Raw genomic sequence first — 22229 nt, 5'->3', positions numbered from 1 at the left:
AGCCTGGGGGTCCTGTGAACCCGGTCGAAAGGACCCCCGCCGTGCCGTTCCCCCTGGATGTCCCCGAGTCCGTCCTGCGCAGGCGCCGGAGCCAGAAGTGGGTGGCGTACCCGGAGGACGTCCTGCCGCTGTTCGTCGCGGAGACCGACGTCCTGTTGGCCCCTGCGATCCGGGACCGCCTCGCCGCCGCGGTCGCCGACGGCGACACCGGGTACTTCGCCGAGATCGAGCGGCTCTCGGGCGTGTGCGCACGCTACTACTCCCGTTTCGGTTACGACGTCCCCGACGATTCCGTCTCGGTGGTCCCGGTCAACGACGTCGGTGTCGGGGTGCGCGAATCGCTCGCGCGTACCCTTCCGGCCGGCAGCGGAGTGATCTACACCCCGCCGGTGTACATGCCGTTCGCGCCGTGGCTCCGGCGCGTGGGAATGTCGCCCGTCGCGGTGCCGCTGATCGACCACGACGGCGAGGACCCGCGGCTGGACCTCGAGGGCATCGAGCGCGCGCTGGCGGACGGTGCGCGAGGAGTGCTGTTGAGCCACCCCCACAACCCCACCGGGGTAGTGCACTCCTCGGACGAGTTGGCCGCGCTCGCCGACCTGGCGGTTGAGTACGGGGCGGTGGTGGTCTCCGACGAGATCTGGGCGCCCCTGACCATGCCGGGGGTCGAGTTCCGGTCGTTCCTCGCCGTCTCCGAGGCCGCGCGCGGGGTGGGGCTGGCGATATCGTCGGCGTCCAAAGCCTTCAACCTCGCCGGACTCAAGTGTGCGTTCGTGGTCAACGGCAACCCGGAGCGGTTCGAGGTCCGGCGTTCAGCCCTGTCCGGAGCGGTGGGGCACTTCGGCGCGCTCGCGGCCGAGGCCGCGTTGACCGGGTCGCTCGACTGGCTGGATGATCTGCGCGCCGCCCTGTCGTCCAACCTCGACCTCATGGAACAGCTCATGGCCGAGCATCTTCCCCGCGCCCGGTGGCGCCGGCCGGACGCCGGGTTCGTGGCGTGGATCGACCTGCGCGCCTACCCGGGACTGGGCGACGACCCCGCCGCGGCGTTCCTCGACGACGGCCGGGTGGCGCTGAGCAACGGTCCCGCGTTCGGTTCCCAGGGCAAGGGGTTCGCTCGCGTGAACTTCGCGTGCTCGGAAGAGCTCCTCACCGAAGCCTTCACCCGGATGGGCCGCGTCGCCGAGAGGCGTGACTGAGCCCGGTTCTCTGCCCACTCCACCTACGCCGACCCCTCGCTCCCGGGGCCGGTGGGTCCGTGGCCGCGCCGCCACAGGAACACCGTCATCGTGGCGGTGAGCACCACGGCCCCGTCCTGGTTGCGCATCTCCAGCTCCAGGGTGACCCGCCCTCTCGACTCGTCCGGACTCACCTCTGTGACGTACATCGAACCGGTCAGCGTGTCCCCCGGCCGGACCGGTGTCGTGAAACGGAGGCGGTCGAATCCACGTCCGGCGATCACCGCCCACCTCGAGTAGGCCGACTCGACGCAGAGCCGCTGCAGTACGGCCAGGGTGTGGATCCCACTGGCGATCACCCCGCCGTGGTGACCGCCGGCGGCCGCCTCCGGATCCGTATGGAACCACTGTGGATCCCACTGCTCCGCGAATCCGACGATCTCCTCTTCCGTGAGAGTGAGTCGGCCGAGCTCGAGACGATCACCAGGAGTCAGGTCATCGACGGTGACGATTGTGTCCATCCGACATTCCCTTCCGCTCGGAAACGACCCTCGAAAGGAGTCCACGAGAGTGCCTGACGCATTATCCGGTAGGTGCATTCTCGTCCTCACGGCCGGATTTGTTCACGCCATTCAAATCCACTCCAGGTATGGCTATCCCCTTATTGTTGCCGTACCCTCATTAGGCATACCTAACTAGCCCGGAGGACCCATGGAGACGATCATTTCCGCACCCCTGTCGAGAGCATTACACGACTCGACGATGGTCGCGCATGAACAGGCGGAGAACGCCTCGTTCATCACCCGTCTGATGAACGGCGACGGCACCCTGGACGGCCTGGTCGCACTCCTCCGGCAGTCCCTCCCCGTGTACGAGGCGCTCGAGGACGCCTGCCGCGGAGTCGGCGGTGACCCGCGCCTGTCGGCCATCCTCGATCCGCGCCTCGACCGGACCGCCTCCCTGCGTGCCGACCTGGAGTCGCACCGCATGCAGGGCCGCTCCTGCGACGTCCTGGTGCCCGCCACCGAGACCTACGTGGCCGAGTTGCGCGCGTGCGCCACGGACCCGGCCGCCCTGATCGGGCATCACTACGTCCGGTACCTCGGTGATCTCTCGGGCGGGCAGATCATCAAGACCATGGTGCGCCGCCACTACGGCATCGAGACCGGTCTGAGCTTCTATGACTTCGACGTGGCCAAGCCGAAGGTCTACAAGGACGGCTACCGGGCCGCGCTCGACGCCCTGCCGCTGAGCGAGGCAGATCGTGGATCCGCTCTGGCCGCCGCCACCCGGGCCTTCGAACTCAACCACCAGATCTTCCTCGACCTGGAGGCCCACGGCATTCGTTGACCACCGCCTCCGGCACTCGATGCCCCGGATCCCGTCGGATCCGGGGCATCTGTCGCATCAGGCGTGGTCGCGGCCCGGACCGACCTCCGGCCCGCGCCGACGAGAAGCGGCCCCGACACCCTGGCCGGGTGTCGGGGCCGCGTCCGTCAACTGCGTGAGCTACATGAGGCTGCCGAACAGGTTCGTCATGCCGGAGAGCGACCCGCCGGCACCGGCGTCGTCGTCATCCCCGCCACTGGTGAAGGTGATCGGCGCAGAGAGCTCCCATGGCGCGTGGACCGCGCCGGAGGCCGCATAGGTGTAGATCCCGTAGCTGCCCGTCTCCGACTTCGCGTCGGCCGCGTCCTTGGAGACGGTGACGGTCGTGGTGAAGGTGCCGTCGGGACGGAGTTCGACCGCTCCGGCGGCGGCGCCGCCGATGGTGGCGTGGTTCTCGGCACCGAGAACCCACTTCTGCTCGACGACCTTGCGAGCCGCGGAGGTTCCGCCCGCGGACGGCTTCCACGCGTCCTCGAACTTGCCGAACACCAGGTAGAAGCCGGAGGGCTTGCCCGCCAGAGGAGGTCGGACACCCAGCACGGACTGGTCGTCGAAGCCGGAACCGGTGATGGTCACCTGGTGACTGCCGTCAGCGGCGAGAGTGGTCTCCGAGAGTTCGATCGTCGGGGTCCCGACGGGCTCCTGGGTCTCGTCCTCGGTCACGTCGTAGCGGACCTGGAGAGGCAGCGGACGCTTGAGGTTCTGGTCCCCACCGCACCCTGTGTTGTAGTAGTGCGGATGCACCGAGCCCGGCACGGCCGCCAACCACTCGGGGGCCCATGCGCCCCAGACGTTCGGTGTGGTGCAGGTCCGGTCCTGCGCGCCGCCGTTGTGCTGGACTCCCGCGTACTCGGGGGACAGCGTGATCGTGCCGTCCTGAGCCACCTGGGCGGCGCCCGTTCCGAAGGACAGGACCATTGTACGACCGGCGTTGACCTCCGGAGTCGGGTTACCGCTCATGTCGTTCGCCGCGCCGATGGTGACATCGGCCTCCAGCTCCCCGGAGCCGTCGGCGTTCACGATGAGCGTGGGGTCCGCCAGGGTTTCATCCGGAGCGTTGAGGTTGGCCGGGTAGGCGTTGAAGGTGAACTCGCCGTCCCAGTCGATGGTGACGGCGCCCTCCGCGTTGCGGTTTCCCTCGCCGTCGGAGAACTTGATCGCGTTCGGGGTCGCCTGCTGGCCGTCGACCAGCCTGACCGGCATCGTGGTGGCCGGGAACGCTCCGGGGGCGTACTCGGTCTGAGTCCCTCCGGAGACCGATCCGACGAGCGCGGAGGCGTCACCGGAGGCGTCGAAGATGCGCCACGGTCCGAAGATGCCCTTCTGGGCGTATCCGCTGATTCCCCAGACGAACGAGGCATCGGAGACGGTCCCCGGGGTGGTGTCCTGAGCTTGGGCCGCCGGGACGGCGACGACTCCGGCGAGCAACGCGAGCGTTGCCCCCATCATCGTGCCCCGTCGACCGGCGAGCGCGAGCCGGGATCGAGATGACTTCACATCAGTCCTTTCGTCTAACTGTCTGGTAGAACAGCACTGCCGCGAGCGCGAGCAATGCGGCCCCCACCCACCACTGCCACTGGTGGGTGGGGTTTCCGGCCTTCTGGGAGGCGGAAGTCTGTGCGTAGACCACGTCGGAGCCGTAGAGCGGCGCGTTCGCCGCCACCGGGACCGTTCCCTGGTCTGCGTCTGAGGAGGGACTCGAGGGCGACGCGGAGGGCGACCCGCCCGGAGACGCCCCGCCGGACGACGACGCCGGGATAGAGGCGAGAGTCCCCGCGACGGTCCCGGCGGTGACCGGTCCACCCGCGGTGTAGTACTCCTCGTGATACCCCTCGAACACCTCGTCGACCCGGTTGTCGGATGTGGCGTCACCGGTGTCGGTCGAGACCGGGCCGTCGCCTTCCTGTTCCGCCTTCACCGCGTCGGGATGGAGCGGTTTCCACGCCTCGTCCATCCAGGCGGCCGCGGTGTCGGCGACGTCGTCACCCGCGGAGCGGAGGATCTGCTCGACCGTGTCGTCGAAGACCTGCCCCACGATTCCCGTCGACCCACCCGATTCTCCGGAATTCGGCATCTCCTCGGGTTCATCGGAATTCCAACTCACGGCTATCGGTAGTGCAGGTTTTGAGTTATCGGATGTACCAGTGGAATACCAGAACCCTCCCGAACCCGCATCCGCGGCAAAGTCCACGAATTCTTTGGGGAATGATCCCCAATAGGCTCCATCCTTGGACTGCGGGTTCTCTCCGGCCTTGGCGGAATAGGACACTCCGAGATATTCGGGAGTGACAGAAAACCCTCTTTCCCCACCCAATTCGACGCGGTTTCGGGAGAGGTCGGCGATGACGACGGTGCGGGACGAGATCGGGACCGACACGTCTGGGTTGTCCTGCGAGCTCCGTCGTCCACCCAGGGTCGCGGTGACGACCGCCTTCGTGGGAGTCACGGTGAGGACCGGGTCCTCCACGCTGAGAAACACCAGGCCCGAGTAGTACAGGACCGAGGTGGTGCCCTTCCACTCGATCTCGGCGGTTCCCGCCTCGGCATCGACGGTCCCGGCGCCGTGGCCGAAGACCATCTCGAGGCCGCTGTACTTGCTCGAGGAGGCGTCACGGATCGGTCTGCCCGACTGGTCGGTCTGCGTGCCGGCCCAGGTGGCGGTCGCCGTGGCCCCGTTCGCGGATCGCTTCTCGATCCTCACATCGCCCGACGTGGCTCTCCACGTCTGTTCGGTGATCGTCGCCCCGGAGCCGGCGAGCGCCGAAGAGCTGTCCCCTGCGGAGAGGAAGTTCAGTCCGGGACCGTGGCTCGGCCCCGAGCTCTGCGAGGTGAGCCCCCATCGGAACTCCGCGTCGGTCAACTCGAGTGCAGAGCCCTGCGCTCGCGCCGACGGAGCACTCATCAGTGCACCGAAGGCGAGTACCAGCGCCAGCGCCAACGCCAGCGCGGTGGCCAGGCGATAGGTCGGTCGCAGCTGACTGATCATCGGGGATCCCTTTGCTCGAGGTCGGTCGGGTGTTGACGGGGGCCTCCGGCCATCGCCGGGTGGGGATACGGCCCGGTCGACTGGTCACCGGGACCGGACGGATCGAGCGGTTCGCCACCCTCCCCGTCGACGGCATCGGGTCCGTCGACGGCATCGGGCCCGTCGACGGAGTCGTGCCTGGCGAGGAATCGCCGGTTGACGGTGACCGCCCCGGCCGCCAGCAACGCCAGTGCGGCGAGGGCGAGGAAGACCCACCCAGCCGACGCGCTGAGTCCGGCGGCCGACGCCGTCGGGGAGATGTCGGTCCGCACCGGGAACCGCTCGGCGGCCTCGAGGCCCGAGCCGGCGCCCGCCGCCCGGATCTCGTGGGTTCCGGGGTCGATGTCCTCGGGGAGCACGAGCACTCCGGCGACCTCACCATCGACTCCCGCGAGGACCGGCCCGACCGCGGCGTCACCCTCGCCGAGCACCACGTAGACCTGCTCGCCAGGCCAGAAACCCGCTGCGGCGAATCCCATCGTGCCGCCGGGCCGGGCGGCCTTTCGATCGACCTCGATCACCGCGGTCACCGTGGTCGTGGTCCCCCCGGTCGCCGCGGCGGGTGCACCGTCCGTGGGGGTATCGCCCCCCGCCGCGGTGTCGGTACCGCCCGAACCGGCGGTATTCGGGGACTGCTGCCCGGCGGACCCGGCCGTTCCGGCCGCCGAGCCCTGTGCCGTCACGCTCGAACGCGAGCGGGTGGCGGCCCGACCGGTCGCGGCCGAACGACCGGGCTGGGCATTGGCGGCGGGCGCGCCCGCTGACGGAGCCTCCTCGACCTCAGGGGCCGGCGCGCCGCCCTGGAAGGTCACCGGAGTGAAGGTCTCGTTGGCGCCGTTGCGAACGCCGTGCGCGCCCCACGTGAGGAAACCACACGTGACCTTGGTGCAGTCGATGCTCTTGCCACCGGCTCCGGTGAACGTGGGCCCGGGGACCGTGAGGTTGACCCGGAACGACCCGTCGGAACCCATGGTCGCCTGGGCTTCACCCGATGTCGATGATCCGGGGAAGGCGACGAACGCCTGGAATCCCTGGTTGCTGCGCGACTGCTCGTCGGGGACGTAGTCGTAGGTCCGGCCGGTCGCACCCCCCTTCGACGGCCCCCAGCCGGATCCGTTGACCCAACCGAAGCCGATGTACACCCCACCGAAACCACCGTCGACAGCCTGGAACCCCGAACCCGACACCGTGAAACCGGTCTGGCCGGAGGTCGACGCCACCGCCCCGCCGAGCGAGCTGGATACGTTCAGGCGGGCCGCGGCGTTCGCCGGGGCCACTGCCAGTACGGCGAGAGCGGAGGTACCGAGCAGCGCGAGAGTCAGGACTGAGAACATCCGGACCACGAACGCCCGCACTGTGGATGACCGGGTGTGTATCACGAGAACTCCTTGACGGGTGCGGACTCGAGCGCTGCGTCGAACGCCGGCTCCGCCGGCGTCCGGGCGGTGCGGAATCGTCGTCGATCCGGGGTGACCAACAGGTCCCCGGTGACGGGATGACGGTGGATGAGAACCGGCTGCTGATAGACCTCTTCCACCAGGTCGGCGGTGAGGACCTGATCGGGTGGCCCCTCGGCACGGATCCGTCCGTCGGAGATCATCACGAGACGGTCGGACCACGCAGCCGCCAGCTCCAGGTCGTGCAGGACCACCACCACCGCGCCGCCGGCGTCGGCGACGGTCCGTGCCAGCTCGAGGACGGTCTCCTGATGGCGCAGGTCCACTGCCGCCGTGGGCTCGTCCAGGAGCAGCACGCCGGCTCGCTGGGCGAGCGCCCTCGAGAGGGAGGCTCGCGCCTTCTCCCCACCGGACAGCGTGGGGAAGGTGCGGGACTGCAGGTGGGAGGTGTCGGTGGCGGCCAAGGACTCGTCGATGATCTCCTCGTCGTCGTCCTCGGGCAGCGCCGCCCAGGGGGCGCGCCCCATCGCGACGATCTCGCGCACGGTGAAGGGGAAGGCGACCGAGTTGGCCTGGGTGAGCAGGGCCCGACGGCGGGCGAGGTCTCCGAGGCGCCACCGCCGCAGATCGGTGCCGTCGAGCAGGGTCCGGCCGGAGTCCGGGTCGGTGTCCCCCGCGACCACGCCGAGCAGCGTGGACTTGCCCGCTCCGTTGGGGCCGACCAGCGCCAGCACCTCACCGGCGTAGGCATCCAGGTCCACCGCGTCGAGCAGCACCCGACCGCCGATTCGTACCGTGACGCCTTCGGCGGAGAGCACCGGCACACGGGTCCCGTCGGCGCTCATCCCCACCCTCCTTAGGTCCGACGGGTGCGGTGGAGAAGCCAGAAGAAGAACGGCCCGCCGACGGCGGCCGTCACCATGCCCAGTGGCAGCTCCGCGTAGTTCACGGCGGTGCGGGCGAGCAGGTCGGCCGCCAGCAGACACACCGCGCCGCCCAGTGCCGACGCCGGCAGCAACAGACGATGCCCCGGTCCGGCGATCATGCGGACCAGGTGTGGCACCACCAGGCCGACAAAGGCGACGATGCCGCAGAAACTCACCGCCGCGGCCGTGAGCAGTCCGACCAACAGGATGGCGAGGATCCGCAGTCCCTCCACGTTCACGCCCAGGTGCCGAGCGGGACGCTCCCCCAGGGACAGCAGGTCGAGCGGCCGCGCCAGCCGGGCGGCCAGGACGAGTCCGAGTAACGCCAGCGGCGCCACCACCAGGACGTGCTCCCACCGGCTGCCGTTCAGGCTGCCCAGTTGCCAGAACACGATCTCCTCGCGAGCCTGCGTGTCACCGAGGAACATCAGCAGTGCGAGCGCGGCACCTGCGACGGCGTTCACGGCGATACCGGTGAGCACCAGCGTCACGACCTCGGTCCGGCCGTTACTGCGGCTGAACAGGTACACCGCGATGGTGGTGATGATGCCGGCGACGAAGGCGCAGACCACGCTGGTCCAGGCACCGAAGGCGGTCAGGCCGAACACGATCGCTGACGCGGCGCCCACGGCCGCGCCGGCCGATACCCCCACCACGCTGGGCTCGGCGAGCGGGTTGCCGAACGCACCCTGCATGAGTGCCCCGGCCACCGCTAGCGCCGCACCGACCACCATCGCCATGGCCACCCGCGGGAAACGGACGCTCCACAGCGTGGCGTCGGCGCGGGGGTGGCTCGCGGCCGGCCCGATGTCGATGCCGAGGCCTCGGAGGAAGCCGGACGCGACCTCCGTCGCCGGGATGGACAGCTGGCCGGAGGCCGCGGCCACCACGGCAAGGACGATGAGCGCCACGGCCAGCCCGGCGACCAACAGGCCACCGGTCAGCATGCGGTTGGTCCCACCGGGGGTGCTGGCGAGCCCGGGACCGGTTGTGGGTCGCGCGGCCGACCGCCGGTGCTCCTCGGTGAGTGTCACAGCGCGTCGGGGGCGTAGAGGGCCACCGCGAGCGCGTTGAGCACAGCGGGTGTCCTGGTGCCGAAGGACAGGACGAGGTCGTCGTTCATCGCGACGATCCGCTGGTTCGCGCCGGCGGGCGTCTGGGCCATGGCCGGGAACTTCTCGAGCAGGCCGTCGACGCCGCCGACGGACTCAAGACCCTTGTTCATCATGATGATGACGTCCGGCTGGGCCGCGATGAGCCCCTCGTCGTTGGCCGGCTTGGCGCCCTTCCACCCGACCTCGGAGGAGACGTCGTAGCCGCCGGCCGCCGTGATCAGTTCGTCCGCGCCGCTGTCCTGACCGAACATGTAGTACACGCCTGCGGATCCACGGGCGTAGAGGAAGACGGTGCGCAGCCGCGTGGTCTCGGACTCCGGGACGATCGACGAGATCGATTCCTCGGTCCGGGCGATCTTCGCGCGGGTGCGCTCCCCCAGCTCACGCCCCAGCTCGGGAACGCCGAGGCCGTCGGCGACGGACTGGGTGAGAGCCTCGACGTTGTCCGGGGATCTGTGGGAGTCGATGACGACGACGGGGACCCCTGCGTCCCGGAGCTGCAGGATCACGTCCCACGGACCCAGCGAGGTGTCCGTGATGATCACACTGGGGTCCAGCGCGAGGATCGCCTCGGCGTTGAGCTGGTGGCCGTCCTGTGTCACCAGGGGCCGGTCGGCGATCTCCGGGAAGGCGGACGAGATGTCGCGTCCGATCACGTTGTCGCCCAGCCCGAGCTCGAAGATGATGCGCGAGAGCGTCCCGTAGATGTCCAGGGGCAGGATCCGGGAGACATCCGCGACCTCGACGACCGTGCCCTGGTTGTCGGTGACCACCGCCGGCAGCTGCGGAACCGGGTCGGTCGCGACGGGCTCGACCGGATCGTCGACCAGTTCCAGCGCGAGCTCGCCGGCGAAGGATCGCGGGTCACCGATCGCCGAGACCTCCGACGCCAGCGGGATCCCGGAGATCGTCTCGGGGTCGCCACCGAGCCCGGTCGCGGCGCCACACGAGGTCAGGTTGAGAGCCAGGATGGCGGCGAGGGCCAGCCGGAGCGAGCCTGAGCGCTGTCTGAACATGCGGCAACGATAGCACCCGAACCAAGGACAGCCTAACCTTTGCATGGAAAGGCTTACCTTATTTCTGAAGCCCCAGTACAGAGAGATTTCGGCGTCCAATTCTCTGCCCCAGAACGACGCCAACCGGCCACTGAGAACTCTAAGACCTCACCTACACTCGGCCGGAAATGTGAAAGCGGCCGCCCCCGGGATCTCCCGGGGGCGGCCGCTTCTACCGCGCTCACAGCGGACCGCTCGGCCAGTGGCCGGGTCAGTTCTGCTCGGCAGCCGCCTTCTTCAGTGACTCGGTGGGTGCGAAACGCTCACCGTACTTCGCGGCCAGTTCCTCCGCGCGGGCGACGAAACCCTTGTAGCCCGAGGCGACGTGCTCGCCGGGTGCGGAGTAGTTCTTGGCGTACTGGCGGGTCCCACCAGTCCACGCCGGGAACCCGATGCCGATGATGGAACCGATGTTGGCGTCGGCGTCATCGACGATCACGCCCTCGTCGACACACTTCTGCGTCTCGAGAACCTCCGCGAAGAGCATGCGGTCAACCAGGTCCTGCAGCGGCGGGGCGTTGTCCGGCGAGGTGTTGAACGCCTCGCGCAGACCCGACCAGAGGCCGGCGCGCTTGCCGTCGGCGTACTCGTAGAAGCCCGCGCCGGCGGCACGGCCGGAACGCTTGATCTCCTCGACCATCTTGAGGACCACGCGGTCGGAGGCGTTGGGCACGTACTGCTTGCCCTCGGCCTCCTCCGCCTCGCGGGTGGCCTGACGGATCTTGACCATCAGGTTGAGGTTCAGCTCGTCCGACAGCTGCAACGGAGCCGCCGGGTATCCGGCGATGCGCCCGGCCTGCTCGATGGTCGAAGGGTCGATCCCCTCGTCGAGCATGCCGATCGCCTCGTTGACGAACGTGCCGATGACGCGCGAGGTGTAGAAGCCCCGCGAGTCGTTGACCACGATCGGGATCTTGCGGATCTGCAGGGTGAGGTCGATGGCCTTGGCCAGCGTCTCCGGCGTGGTCTGCTCACCGGAGATGATCTCGACGAGCTGCATCTTGTCGACCGGGGAGAAGAAGTGCAGCCCGATGAAGTCCTCGGGGCGCTTGACGCCGGTCGCGAGATCGGTGATCGGCAGAGTGGAGGTGTTGGAGCCCAGCAGCGCGTCCGGGTTGACGACGTCCTGGACCTCCTGGAAGACCTTCTTCTTCAGGTCCGGGGACTCGAAGACGGCCTCGATCACGAGGTCACAGCCGGCCAGCGCCTGCGGGTCCACCGCCGGGGTGATCCGGGCGAGCAGCTCAGCGGACTTCTCCGGGGTCGTCCGACCTCGCTCGAGGGCCTTGGCCTCGATCTTCTCCGAGTACGCCTTGCCCTTCTCGGCGGCGGCCATCTCGACGTCCTTGAGCACGACCTCGATGCCGGCCTTGGCGCAGACGTAGGCGATGCCCGCGCCCATCATGCCGGCACCCAGGACGCCCACCTTGGTGAACTGCGTCCTGGGGATCTCCGAACCGTCGGCGGCCTTGGGCCGAGCGCCGCCGGAGGAGCAGTGCTGCATGTCGAAGAAGAACGCCTGGATCATGTTCTTGGCCACGGCGCCGGTGACGAGTGAGACGAAGTAGCGCGCCTCGATCTTCTCGGCGGTGGCGAAGTCCACCTGCGAGCCCTCGACGGCCGCGGCCATGATGGCACGCGGCGCCGGGGAGGGCGCGCCTTTGGTCTGCTTGCGCATGTTGGCCGGGAAGGACGGCAGGACGCCGGCCAGCGCCGGGTCTTTGATCGTGCCGCCGGGGAGCGTCCAGCCCTTGCGGTCCCACGGCTGCGTGGCCTCGGGCTCGGTGCCGATCCACGCCTTGGCTGCGTCGATCAACTGCTCGGGGGCCACGACCTCGTCGACGAGGCCGGTCTCGAGGGCCTTGGCCGGCGCGAAGGACCGGCCGGACATGAGGATGTTGGGCACGGCCTGGGCCAGACCGAACATGCGGACGGTCCGGACGATGCCGCCGCCGCCCGGCAGCAGTCCGAGGGTGACCTCGGGCAGGCCGACCTTGGCGCCGCGGGCGTCGGCCATGACGCGGTGGTGGCACGCGAGCGCGAGCTCGAGGCCGCCACCCAGGGCAGCACCGTTGATGGCTGCCACGACCGGGACCCCGAGGGTCTCGAGGGCGCGCATGCGGCCCTTGATGCCCATGGACCGCTCGAACAGCTGCTCGGCGTCCTCGGGACCCGCCGTGATCATGGACTTGAGGTCGCCGCCACCGAAGAAGCTCTTCTTGGCCGAGGTCAGGACGACGCCCTTGATGGACTCCTTCTCCGCCTCGATGCGGCCGACGGTCTCCGAGAAATCGTCGATGAAACGGGCGTTCATCGTGTTGGCGCCGTGGTCAGGGTCATCCATGGTGAGGGTGACGATGCCGTCGCCGTCCTGCTCCCACCGGAACATGTTTTCGCTCACTGGTTCTCTACTCCTCAAGGCTGTGGTGTCGGTGGTGCGGATCAGACGCGCTCGATGATGGTGGCGACACCCATGCCGCCACCCACGCAGAGCGTGATGAGGGCGCGCTTGCCGCCGGTCCGCTCGAGCTCGTCGAGCACGGTGCCGGTGATCATGGCGCCGGTCGCACCGAGGGGGTGGCCCATGGCGATCGCCCCGCCGTTGACGTTGAGCTTCTCGTCGGGGATGTTCAAGTCCTTCTGGAAACGGAGGACGACAGAGGCGAAGGCCTCGTTGAGCTCCCAGAGGTCGATGTCGTCCGGGGTGAGCCCGGCGATCTCCAGGGCCTTCTTCGCGGCCGGCGTCGGGCCGGTGAGCATGATGGTGGTGTCGGCGCCGGAGGTGGCCGCGGCCACGACGCGGGCACGCGGCGTCATGTTCATCTCTTTGCCGGCCTTCTCCGAACCGACGACCACGAGCGCGGCGCCGTCGACGATGCCGGACGAGTTGCCACCGTGGTGGACGTGGTTGATCTCCTCGACCCAGTGGTACTTCTGCAGCGCGACGGCGTCGAAGCCGCCCATGTCGCCGACCATGGCGAACGACGGCTTGAGGCCGGCCAGCTTCTCGACCGTGGTTCCCGGACGCATGTGCTCGTCGTGATCGAGGATGGTGACGCCGTTGATGTCCTTGACCGGCACGACCGACTTGGCGAACCGCCCCTCCTCCCACGCCTGGGCCGCCAGGCGCTGCGAGCGCTCGGCGTAGCGGTCCACGTCCTCACGGGTGAAGCCCTCGAGCGTGGCGATGAGGTCGGCGCCGATCCCCTGCGGGGAGAAGTAGGTGTCGTAGTTGGTGGCCGGGTCCAGCGCCCAGGCGCCGCCGTCGGTGCCCATCGGCACGCGCGACATGGATTCGACGCCACCCGCCAGGACGACCTCGTCCCAGCCGGATCGGATCTTCTGCGCGGCCATGTTGATGGTGGTCAGACCGGAGGCGCAGAAGCGGTTGATCTGTACGCCGGCCACGGTGTCGGGCATCTTGGCGGCCAGCGCGGCGATGCGCGGCAGGTCCATGCCCTGGTCACCGAGGGGGGTGACGATTCCGTAGATGATGTCCGAGATCCGGTTCTCGTCGAGGTCGGGGAAGCGACGCCGCATCTCTTCGATGAGACCGACGACCAGGTCGATCGGCTTGACCCCGTGCAGAGCGCCGCCAGGCTTGCCCTTGCCTCGCGGGGTCCGGATGGCGTCGTAGATGAATGCCTCGGTCATGGGTTGTCCACGGCCTTTCTCTGGGCGGAACTGATACGTGTTCGAACTCAGGTTACGTTGTCCCTCCCCGCAAGCTCGGAGTGCGGTCCGTTTTCTGCGGACCGGCACCCGGGGCCTTCCGGTGGCACAGTGGACCGTGAATGTCCGCGGCGTCGCGAGAGCAGCGCCGCCCGACCCCACGCGAGGACGACACGTGACCTTGACCGACGCCGTACCCCCCGCCCTGGTGGAGCTCGCCGAGACATGTGGCGTGGCCACGAGCTACGAGGACGCCCGCGGTGTCCGACACGACATCTCGGCTCGGACGCTCCGCTCGGTACTCACCGCCATGGGCGTCCGGACGGGCGACGACGACGAGTCCGGCGCCGATGTCCGTACGGCTCTCGAGGAGGTTCGTCTGCGCCCGTGGCGGCGGGTGCTCCCGCCGACCATCGTGACCAGACAGGGTGTGGGCGCGACCTGCGAGGTACACGTCCCGCGCGGCGCGGTGGTGAGGGTGTCGGCGCATCTCGAGGACTCGGCCGCGCCTCTCGACCTCGAGCTCCCCATGGCCCCGCAGGACTCGCAGGAGCTCGACGGGATACTCATCGACAGGGTTCGACTGGAGCTCCCCGACTCTCTACCCATCGGGTGGCACCGGCTGGTCGCCGTCGTCACGGTCCCGTCGGGGGTCGCCGGACCGTCCGGCGAGGGTTCCCGAACCGTCGAGTCCACGCTCCTCGTCTCTCCGCAGTCGATCCCGGTTCCCCCTGACCTCGATCGACGTCGTGCCGTCGGCCTGGCCGCGCAGATCTACCAGGTCAGGTCCGAGCGCTCATGGGGGGTCGGGGACCTGGCCGATCTGGCCGAGCTCGCCGACTGGGCGGGCCGGGATCTCGCAGCCGACTTCGTCCTGGTCAACCCGATGCACGCCGGGGAGCCGTTTCCGCCTGTCGAACCGTCGCCGTACCTTCCCACCACACGCAGGTTCGCCTCGCCCTTGTATCTACGCCCCGAGCAGATCCCGGAGTACTCCGCCCTCGCTGCCGGCGACAGGCAGCTGGTCGACGATCTGGCCAGCTCCCAGCGCCGGAACAACGCAGCCGACACCATCGACCGCGACTCCTCGTGGAGCGCCAAGCTCGACGCATTGCGGATAGTGTTCACCGCTCCCCTGCCGGGCGACCGTTCCGAGCAGTTCAACGACTTCGTCGACGAGCAGGGGACCGGTCTCCATCGCTTCGCCACGTGGTGCGCGTTGGCGGCCGGGTTGGGTCCGGACTGGTCGCTCTGGCCCGGCGAACTGCAGGATCCCGACTCGGACGCTGTGGCTCGATACGCACACGACCAGGCGGAGGAAGTCCGCTTTCACCAGTGGCTGCAATGGCAGGTCGCACAGCAACGTTCCGAGGCACAGAATGCGGCGCGCTCGGCAGGGATGCGACTGGGTATCCTGCACGACCTCGCCGTGGGGGTCCATCCCGCCGGCGCCGACGCCTGGGCCCTGCACCGGTCGTTGGCACGAGGGGTCACCGTCGGCGCGCCACCGGATGTCTACAACCAGCTGGGGCAGGACTGGTCCCAACCTCCGCTGCGACCGGATGCGCTCGCCGAGGAGGGGTACCGGCCGTTCCGGGACATCGTCCGCGCTGCGTTGCGCGACTCGGGTGGGGTTCGGATCGATCACATCCTCGGCCTCTTTCGACTCTGGTGGATACCCGCGGGCCGTCCACCCACCGAGGGCACCTATGTCCGCTATGACCACGACGCGATGATCGGTGTGCTGGCGCTGGAGGCCTGGCGTGCAGGCGCGGTGGTCGTGGGAGAGGATCTGGGCACAGTCGCACCGGGGGTTCGGGAGGAACTGTCCGAACGCGGGGTCCTGGGCACCTCGGTGATGTGGTTCGAACAGAAGGATGGCCGTCCGATTCCTCCGGAGGACTATCGACGCCTGTGCATGGCGTCGGTGACCACTCACGACCTGCCGCCGTCCGCGGGGTACGTAGATCTCGTCCACGTCGATATCCGCGAGGAGTTGGGCCAGCTGGCAGGAGATGTAGACCAGGAACGCCGTGACGCCGCGCGCGAGATCCGGTCCTACACCGATGCTGTCCGAGAGCGCGGCCTCCTCGAGGGAGACAGTGCGGAGGATCTGGTGGTGGCGCTGCACGGGTTCTTGGCCGCGGCGCCGTCTCTCCTCTACGCGGTGTCGGTCGCAGACCTGGTGGGTGACCGCCGGCCGGTGAATATGCCGGGAACGTCGGATGAGTATCCGAATTGGCGTGTGTCGGTGTCCGGCAGCACGGGTGACGTCGTCTCGGTGGAGGCGCTTCGTGGGTGTGGGTTGGCGGGCCGGGTGATGGGTGCGGCAGTGGGTGGGGTGAAATAGCGGAAAGCCCCCGGTCGCGTGATGCGTTCGGGGGCTTTCCGTGTGTGAAGTTGTGTTCGGCGGTGACCTACTCTCCCACACCCTCACGAGTGCAGTACCATCGGCGCTGGCAGGCTTAGCTTCCGGGTTCGGAATGGGACCGGGCGTTTCCCTGCCGCTATGGCCGCCGTAACTCTGTGAAACAAGGCCCTCACCGCGAGAAGCCTCTCGCGGTATGGGTGTGTTGTTTCAGATACTGCACAGTGGACGCGTAACAATTCTTGGCTTGTTTGTGTGTAAGCCCTCGGCCGATTAGTACCGGTCACCTCCACGCATTGCTGCGCTTCCAGTTCCGGCCTATCAACCCCATGGTCTGTGGGGGCCTTAACCACGCAAGGTGGTGAGAAACCTCATCTTGGAACAGGCTTCCCGCTTAGATGCTTTCAGCGGTTATCCCTTCCGAACGTAGCTAACCAGCGATGCTCCTGGTGGAACAACTGGCACACCAGAGGTTCGTCCGTCCCGGTCCTCTCGTACTAGGGACAGCTTTCCTCAAGTTTCTTACGCGCGCGGCGGATAGAGACCGAACTGTCTCACGACGTTCTAAACCCAGCTCGCGTGCCGCTTTAATGGGCGAACAGCCCAACCCTTGGGACCTACTCCAGCCCCAGGATGCGACGAGCCGACATCGAGGTGCCAAACCATCCCGTCGATATGGACTCTTGGGGAAGATCAGCCTGTTATCCCCGGGGTACCTTTTATCCGTTGAGCGACACCGCTTCCACTTGCCGGTGCCGGATCACTAGTCCCGACTTTCGTCCCTGCTCGACGTGTCAGTCTCACAGTCAAGCTCCCTTGTGCACTTGCACTCAACACCTGATTGCCATCCAGGCTGAGGGAACCTTTGGGCGCCTCCGTTACTCTTTAGGAGGCAACCGCCCCAGTTAAACTACCCACCAGGCACTGTCCCTAACCCAGATCATGGGCCGAGGTTAGACGTCCAATACGATCAGAGTGGTATTTCAACAACGACTCCACACACACTGGCGTGCATGCTTCACAGTCTCCCACCTATCCTACACAAACCGAATCGAACGCCAATACCAAGCTATAGTAAAGGTCCCGGGGTCTTTTCGTCCTGCCGCGCGTAACGAGCATCTTTACTCGTAGTGCAATTTCGCCGAGTCTGTGGTCGAGACAGCAGAGAAGTCGTTACGCCATTCGTGCAGGTCGGAACTTACCCGACAAGGAATTTCGCTACCTTAGGATGGTTATAGTTACCACCGCCGTTTACTGGGGCTTAAATTCTCAGCTTCGCCTTGCGGCTAACCGGTCCTCTTAACCTTCCAGCACCGGGCAGGCGTCAGTCCGTATACATCGACTTACGTCTTCGCACGGACCTGTGTTTTTAGTAAACAGTCGCTTCTCTCTGGTCTCTGCGACCACACCCAGCTCCCACCGTGAAGATGTTCACCGGGCATGGCCCCCCTTCTCCCGAAGTTACGGGGGTATTTTGCCGAGTTCCTTAACCACAGTTCTCTCGATCGCCTTGGTATTCTCTACCTGATCACCTGTGTCGGTTTGGGGTACGGGCCGTGTATGAACTCACTAGAGGCTTTTCTCGGCAGCATAGGATCACTGAATTCCCCACAACGGGTATGCATCAAGTCTCAGCCTTAATGTGACACGGATTTGCCTATGTCACGGCCTACACTCTTACACCAGTACAACCACTGACTGGCTCAGCTACCTTCCTGCGTCACCCCATCGCTTGGCTACTACCAGATCAGGTCCCGCGCATCCAGACCACGTCATCCCGAAGGATGCTCTAGGCCATTCAGGGCGGTTAGTATCACTGATTCACCATGGGCGCGCACACACGGGTACGGGAATATCAACCCGTTGTCCATCGACTACGCCTGTCGGCCTCGCCTTAGGTCCCGACTCACCCTGGGCAGATTAGCTTGACCCAGGAACCCTTGATCATTCGGCGGACGAGTTTCTCACTCGTCATTCGCTACTCATGCCTGCATTCTCACTCGTGTGGCCTCCACGCCTGGATCACTCCGACGCTTCTATGGCCACACGACGCTCCCCTACCCACCCACACACCTGCCCGGAGGAGGTTATTGTGTGAGTGCCGCGGCTTCGGCGGTGTACTTGAGCCCCGCTAAATTGTCGGCGCAGGACCACTTGACCAGTGAGCTATTACGCACTCTTTCAAGGGTGGCTGCTTCTAAGCCAACCTCCTGGCTGTCTCAGCGATCCCACATCCTTTTCCACTTAGTACACGCTTAGGGGCCTTAGCCGGCGATCTGGGCTGTTTCCCTCTCGACTATGAAGCTTATCCCCCACAGTCTCACTGCCGCACTCTCACACCTCGGCATTCGGAGTTTGGCTGACGTCAGTAACCTTGTAGGGCCCATCGGCCATCCAGTAGCTCTACCTCCGAGGTGAAACATGCGACGCTGCACCTAAATGCATTTCGGGGAGAACCAGCTATCACGGAGTTTGATTGGCCTTTCACCCCTACCCACAACTCATCCCCTCAGTTTTCAACCTAAGTGGGTTCGCGCCTCCACGACGTCTTACCGTCGCTTCACACTGGCCATGGGTAGATCACTCCGCTTCGGGTCTAGAGCATGCCACTCAACCGCCCTATTAGGACTCGCTTTCGCTACGGCTTCCCCACACGGGTTAACCTTGCGACATACCACTAACTCGCAGGCTCATTCTTCAAAAGGCACGCCATCAGCCCGAAAGCCTCTGACGGTTTGTAAGCACACGGTTTCAGGTACTATTTCACTCCCCTCCCGGGGTACTTTTCACCATTCCCTCACGGTACTAATCCGCTATCGGTCACCAAGGAGTATTTAGGCTTACCGGGTGGTCCCGGCAGATTCACAGCAGATTTCACGGGCCCGCTGCTACTTGGGAACACAAATCGCCCAGCCACAAAGTTTTCAGGTACGGGACTCTCACCCTCTACGGCCGACCCTTCCAAGTCGTTCCCCTAACCCGCGGACTATCAAGCGCCTGATCCGGCAGAACCAGGACATCATGCCCCACAACACCACACACGCAACCCCTGCCGGGTATCACACGCATGCGGTTTAGCCTCTTCCGCGTTCGCTCGCCGCTACTGACGGAATCACTGTTGTTTTCTCTTCCTGCGGGTACTGAGATGTTTCACTTCCCCGCGTTCCCTCCACACACCCTATGTATTCAGATGTGGGTAACACGCCATCACGCGTGCTGGGTTTCCCCATTCGGACACCCTCGGATCACAGCTCGGTTGGCAGCTCCCCGAGGCTTATCGCAGCCTCCTACGTCCTTCATCGGCTCTTGGTGCCAAGGCATCCACCGTGTGCTCTTACACACTTACATTCACAAACAATTAAAGATGCTCGCGTCCACTGTGCAGTTCTCAAACAACACACACCAACCCCACCCACACTCGGACCAACCGGCCGCGGAGCATCTCGGGAATCAGTGCCATCAAAAACAGACCCACACCCCTCAACCAACAGGAATGCTCAACGGTGCTGTTTCAGATACCCAACAGTGTGTTTTGTCCGAACCACGCTCCCCCCAGCAGCCAGCCCTGAGCCGACGCCGAAGATCCAGGCGAGTCCTACGCAATAGTGTTCCACCCAATGAGCCACCTGGCGCACCACGAACGGGCACGAACCAGACGCTAACTCTGACCACCAAACGGTGGTGAGTGCTCCTTAGAAAGGAGGTGATCCAGCCGCACCTTCCGGTACGGCTACCTTGTTACGACTTCGTCCCAATCGCCGATCCCACCTTCGACGGCTCCCTCCACAAGGGTTAGGCCACCGGCTTCGGGTGTTACCGACTTTCATGACGTGACGGGCGGTGTGTACAAGGCCCGGGAACGTATTCACCGCAGCAATGCTGATCTGCGATTACTAGCGACTCCGACTTCATGGGGTCGAGTTGCAGACCCCAATCCGAACTGAGACTAGCTTTAAGGGATTCGCTCCACCTCGCGGTCTCGCAGCCCTCTGTACTAGCCATTGTAGCATGTGTGAAGCCCTAGACATAAGGGGCATGATGATTTGACGTCATCCCCACCTTCCTCCGAGTTGACCCCGGCAGTCTCTCACGAGTCCCCACCATTACGTGCTGGCAACATGAGACAGGGGTTGCGCTCGTTGCGGGACTTAACCCAACATCTCACGACACGAGCTGACGACAACCATGCACCACCTGTATACAAGCCACAAGGGAAACGACATCTCTGCCGTCGTCCTGTATATGTCAAGCCTAGGTAAGGTTCTTCGCGTTGCATCGAATTAATCCACATGCTCCGCCGCTTGTGCGGGCCCCCGTCAATTCCTTTGAGTTTTAGCCTTGCGGCCGTACTCCCCAGGCGGGGCGCTTAATGCGTTAGCTACGGCACGGAATCCGTGGAAGGACCCCACACCTAGCGCCCACCGTTTACGGCATGGACTACCAGGGTATCTAATCCTGTTTGCTCCCCATGCTTTCGCTCCTCAGCGTCAGTTACTACCCAGAGACCCGCCTTCGCCACCGGTGTTCCTCCTGATATCTGCGCATTTCACCGCTACACCAGGAATTCCAGTCTCCCCTGTAGTACTCAAGTCTGCCCGTATCGCCTGCACGCCCCCAGTTGAGCTGGAGGATTTCACAGACGACGTGACAAACCGCCTACGAGCTCTTTACGCCCAGTAATTCCGGACAACGCTTGCACCCTACGTATTACCGCGGCTGCTGGCACGTAGTTGGCCGGTGCTTCTTCTGCAGGTACCGTCACTCTCGCTTCGTCCCTACTGAAAGGAGTTTACAATCCGAAGACCGTCATCCCCCACGCGGCGTCGCTGCATCAGGCTTCCGCCCATTGTGCAATATTCCCCACTGCTGCCTCCCGTAGGAGTCTGGGCCGTGTCTCAGTCCCAGTGTGGCCGATCACCCTCTCAGGCCGGCTACCCGTCGTCGCCTTGGTAGGCCATTACCCCACCAACAAGCTGATAGGCCGCGGACTCATCCTGCACCGAAAAACTTTCCAACCCCCACCATGCGGCAGGAGCTCATATCCGGTATTAGACCCGGTTTCCCAGGCTTATCCCGAAGTGCAGGGCAGATTACCCACGTGTTACTCACCCGTTCGCCACTCGTGTACCCCCGAAGGGGCCTTACCGTTCGACTTGCATGTGTTAAGCACGCCGCCAGCGTTCGTCCTGAGCCAGGATCAAACTCTCCATAAAAGCTTCTCAGCACTACAAAAAGCACAATCCAAGCAAAAAACAAACCAAACAAACTGGCTGTTCAAAAAACGCGACCCCCACGACAGGGATGTGAAAGGGTCGCAACCAAACAAAAAATCTGGCACTATCACAAACAAAACACACTGTTGAGTTCTCAAACAACACCCACACACCGTTGCCATGTGGCATCGTGGCCACATACCTTCGGGGCGATCTCGCTGCCCCTCTGGGAGGCAGCTTGCCTACTCTAGCGGACCGAAGCTCACCGGTCAAACCGGTTCCTCGGGCCCCCTTCGCGAAGCCACCGCCCGAAACCAGGCTCCGAACCTCTCGGCTCAAACCCCGCTCCCTGGCGGCTCCGATAAAGTTACACGCGCGCCAACAGAACACCAAATCGCCAGGTCACAGGCAGTTCACCGCCGTCGTGTCCCCATCAGGAATCGATATCGGCTCGCGCCCCCGGGGACTTCGGTGAGTGTCGTTTCCTCCGGTTATCGGCCCCGTCCGACGGGCGCCAGGTTCGGCCTTGACGCACTCGCGGATAGAGCGCCTGCCGAATCCCAGCCGGTTGTCGGCGTATGCACCGATCGCTACGTCGAGCTCCTACCAGCCCGAGGCCCAGGCAACTCCCGGCGCAACCAACTCCCGGCGCAGCCGACTCGCAGCTCAGCCTTCACCGACTCCACGGCGGTCTGACCAGCGACCTACTCGGGGATCCCGAGTCACGAATGACGGGGCTTCCGCGCTCATCCATTCCCGAGCTACCTGTGAATCCGAAGAGCTACGGCGTTCCGCTATATCCCGGCCCTCGAGCTGGTCGAGTTCGACTTCTGAGCGCTCTCTTCGGACTGCACCGGGTTCACCGACCTCACGTGCTCCCTGCACACCCGG

Annotated in this window: 12 protein-coding genes and 3 rRNA genes; 3 read left to right on the top strand and 12 right to left on the bottom strand. The window is 65.6% G+C overall.

All coding sequences use genetic code 11. The features are described from left to right. Positions 1 to 41: 41 nt before the first annotated feature. Complete coding sequence (locus tag A6048_RS03960) at positions 42 to 1199, top strand: MalY/PatB family protein (protein WP_107748687.1); 1158 nt, start codon at positions 42 to 44, stop codon at positions 1197 to 1199. 23 nt (positions 1200 to 1222) lie between these two features. Here A6048_RS03960 and A6048_RS03955 read toward each other — a convergent pair whose 3' ends face one another. Further along, entirely contained in the window at positions 1223 to 1699 is a 477-nt protein-coding gene (locus A6048_RS03955; protein ID WP_235027482.1) for a MaoC family dehydratase, read from the bottom strand. 190 nt (positions 1700 to 1889) lie between these two features. Here A6048_RS03955 and A6048_RS03950 point away from each other — a divergent pair, with 190 nt between their 5' ends. Next, the gene (locus A6048_RS03950; RefSeq protein WP_107748689.1) at positions 1890 to 2528 is read left to right on the top strand and encodes a biliverdin-producing heme oxygenase; all 639 of its coding nucleotides are present in this window, start codon (positions 1890 to 1892) and stop codon (positions 2526 to 2528) included. 159 nt (positions 2529 to 2687) lie between these two features. Here the strand turns inward: A6048_RS03950 and A6048_RS03945 are convergent, their stop codons facing one another. The 8 genes from A6048_RS03945 to A6048_RS03910 all read right to left on the bottom strand — a co-directional run bounded on the left by A6048_RS03945 (position 2688) and on the right by A6048_RS03910 (position 13739). Next, the gene (locus tag A6048_RS03945; RefSeq protein ID WP_107748690.1) at positions 2688 to 4064 is read right to left on the bottom strand and encodes a hypothetical protein; all 1377 of its coding nucleotides are present in this window, start codon (positions 4062 to 4064) and stop codon (positions 2688 to 2690) included. 1 nt (position 4065) lies between these two features. Then, the gene (locus tag A6048_RS18195) at positions 4066 to 5553 is read right to left on the bottom strand and encodes a hypothetical protein (RefSeq protein ID WP_159110305.1); all 1488 of its coding nucleotides are present in this window, start codon (positions 5551 to 5553) and stop codon (positions 4066 to 4068) included. Beyond that, positions 5550 to 6926, bottom strand: a complete 1377-nt coding sequence (locus A6048_RS03935) for a hypothetical protein (RefSeq protein WP_162533923.1) — start codon at positions 6924 to 6926, stop codon at positions 5550 to 5552. Before A6048_RS03935 ends, A6048_RS18195 begins: the two co-directional genes overlap by 4 nt. Before the next feature lie 41 nt (positions 6927 to 6967). Further along, entirely contained in the window at positions 6968 to 7834 is an 867-nt protein-coding gene (locus A6048_RS03930) for a heme ABC transporter ATP-binding protein (RefSeq protein WP_107748692.1), read from the bottom strand. Positions 7835 to 7845: 11 nt separating this feature from the next. After that, the gene (locus tag A6048_RS03925; protein ID WP_107748731.1) at positions 7846 to 8862 is read right to left on the bottom strand and encodes a FecCD family ABC transporter permease; all 1017 of its coding nucleotides are present in this window, start codon (positions 8860 to 8862) and stop codon (positions 7846 to 7848) included. 83 nt (positions 8863 to 8945) lie between these two features. After that, entirely contained in the window at positions 8946 to 10046 is a 1101-nt protein-coding gene (locus A6048_RS03920; protein ID WP_107748693.1) for a heme/hemin ABC transporter substrate-binding protein, read from the bottom strand. A gap of 250 nt (positions 10047 to 10296) precedes the next feature. Next, entirely contained in the window at positions 10297 to 12474 is a 2178-nt protein-coding gene (locus tag A6048_RS03915) for a 3-hydroxyacyl-CoA dehydrogenase NAD-binding domain-containing protein (protein ID WP_412523683.1), read from the bottom strand. A gap of 53 nt (positions 12475 to 12527) precedes the next feature. Further along, positions 12528 to 13739 (bottom strand): acetyl-CoA C-acetyltransferase, encoded by a 1212-nt coding sequence (locus A6048_RS03910; protein WP_107748695.1) that lies wholly within the window; start codon positions 13737 to 13739, stop codon positions 12528 to 12530. A 193-nt stretch (positions 13740 to 13932) separates the two neighbouring features. Here A6048_RS03910 and malQ point away from each other — a divergent pair, with 193 nt between their 5' ends. Then, entirely contained in the window at positions 13933 to 16107 is a 2175-nt protein-coding gene (gene malQ, locus A6048_RS03905) for a 4-alpha-glucanotransferase (RefSeq protein WP_170114847.1), read from the top strand. Between the two features lie 54 nt (positions 16108 to 16161). On the opposite strand, the gene rrf is transcribed toward malQ, so the two are convergent. From rrf to A6048_RS03890, 3 genes are all read right to left on the bottom strand, one after another. Then, positions 16162 to 16278, bottom strand: a 5S ribosomal RNA gene (rrf, locus tag A6048_RS03900). 100 nt (positions 16279 to 16378) lie between these two features. Beyond that, positions 16379 to 19473 (bottom strand): 23S ribosomal RNA (locus A6048_RS03895). A 348-nt stretch (positions 19474 to 19821) separates the two neighbouring features. Next, positions 19822 to 21338 (bottom strand): 16S ribosomal RNA (locus tag A6048_RS03890). The 16S, 23S and 5S rRNA genes sit together here, the layout of an rRNA operon. Between the last annotated feature and the right edge of the window lie 891 nt (positions 21339 to 22229).

The organism is Dietzia psychralcaliphila (assembly GCF_003096095.1).
GTDB classification, from domain to species: domain Bacteria; phylum Actinomycetota; class Actinomycetes; order Mycobacteriales; family Mycobacteriaceae; genus Dietzia; species Dietzia psychralcaliphila.
Note: the sequence above shows the minus strand (reverse complement) of the source record. Positions and strands in the feature narration are given on the sequence as shown.

What these genes read in the sequence shown, in the direction of transcription:
- A6048_RS03955 (WP_235027482.1), bottom strand. Translation starts at nt 1,699, where the DNA reads ATGGACACAATCGTCACCGTCGATGACCTGACTCCTGGTGATCGTCTC.
- A6048_RS03950 (WP_107748689.1), top strand. Translation starts at nt 1,890, where the DNA reads ATGGAGACGATCATTTCCGCACCCCTGTCGAGAGCATTACACGACTCG.
- A6048_RS18195 (WP_159110305.1), bottom strand. Translation starts at nt 5,553, where the DNA reads ATGATCAGTCAGCTGCGACCGACCTATCGCCTGGCCACCGCGCTGGCG.
- A6048_RS03935 (WP_162533923.1), bottom strand. Translation starts at nt 6,926, where the DNA reads ATGTTCTCAGTCCTGACTCTCGCGCTGCTCGGTACCTCCGCTCTCGCC.
- A6048_RS03930 (WP_107748692.1), bottom strand. Translation starts at nt 7,834, where the DNA reads ATGAGCGCCGACGGGACCCGTGTGCCGGTGCTCTCCGCCGAAGGCGTC.
- A6048_RS03925 (WP_107748731.1), bottom strand. Translation starts at nt 8,862, where the DNA reads ATGCTGACCGGTGGCCTGTTGGTCGCCGGGCTGGCCGTGGCGCTCATC.
- A6048_RS03920 (WP_107748693.1), bottom strand. Translation starts at nt 10,046, where the DNA reads ATGTTCAGACAGCGCTCAGGCTCGCTCCGGCTGGCCCTCGCCGCCATC.
- A6048_RS03915 (WP_412523683.1), bottom strand. Translation starts at nt 12,474, where the DNA reads ATGTTCCGGTGGGAGCAGGACGGCGACGGCATCGTCACCCTCACCATG.
- A6048_RS03910 (WP_107748695.1), bottom strand. Translation starts at nt 13,739, where the DNA reads ATGACCGAGGCATTCATCTACGACGCCATCCGGACCCCGCGAGGCAAG.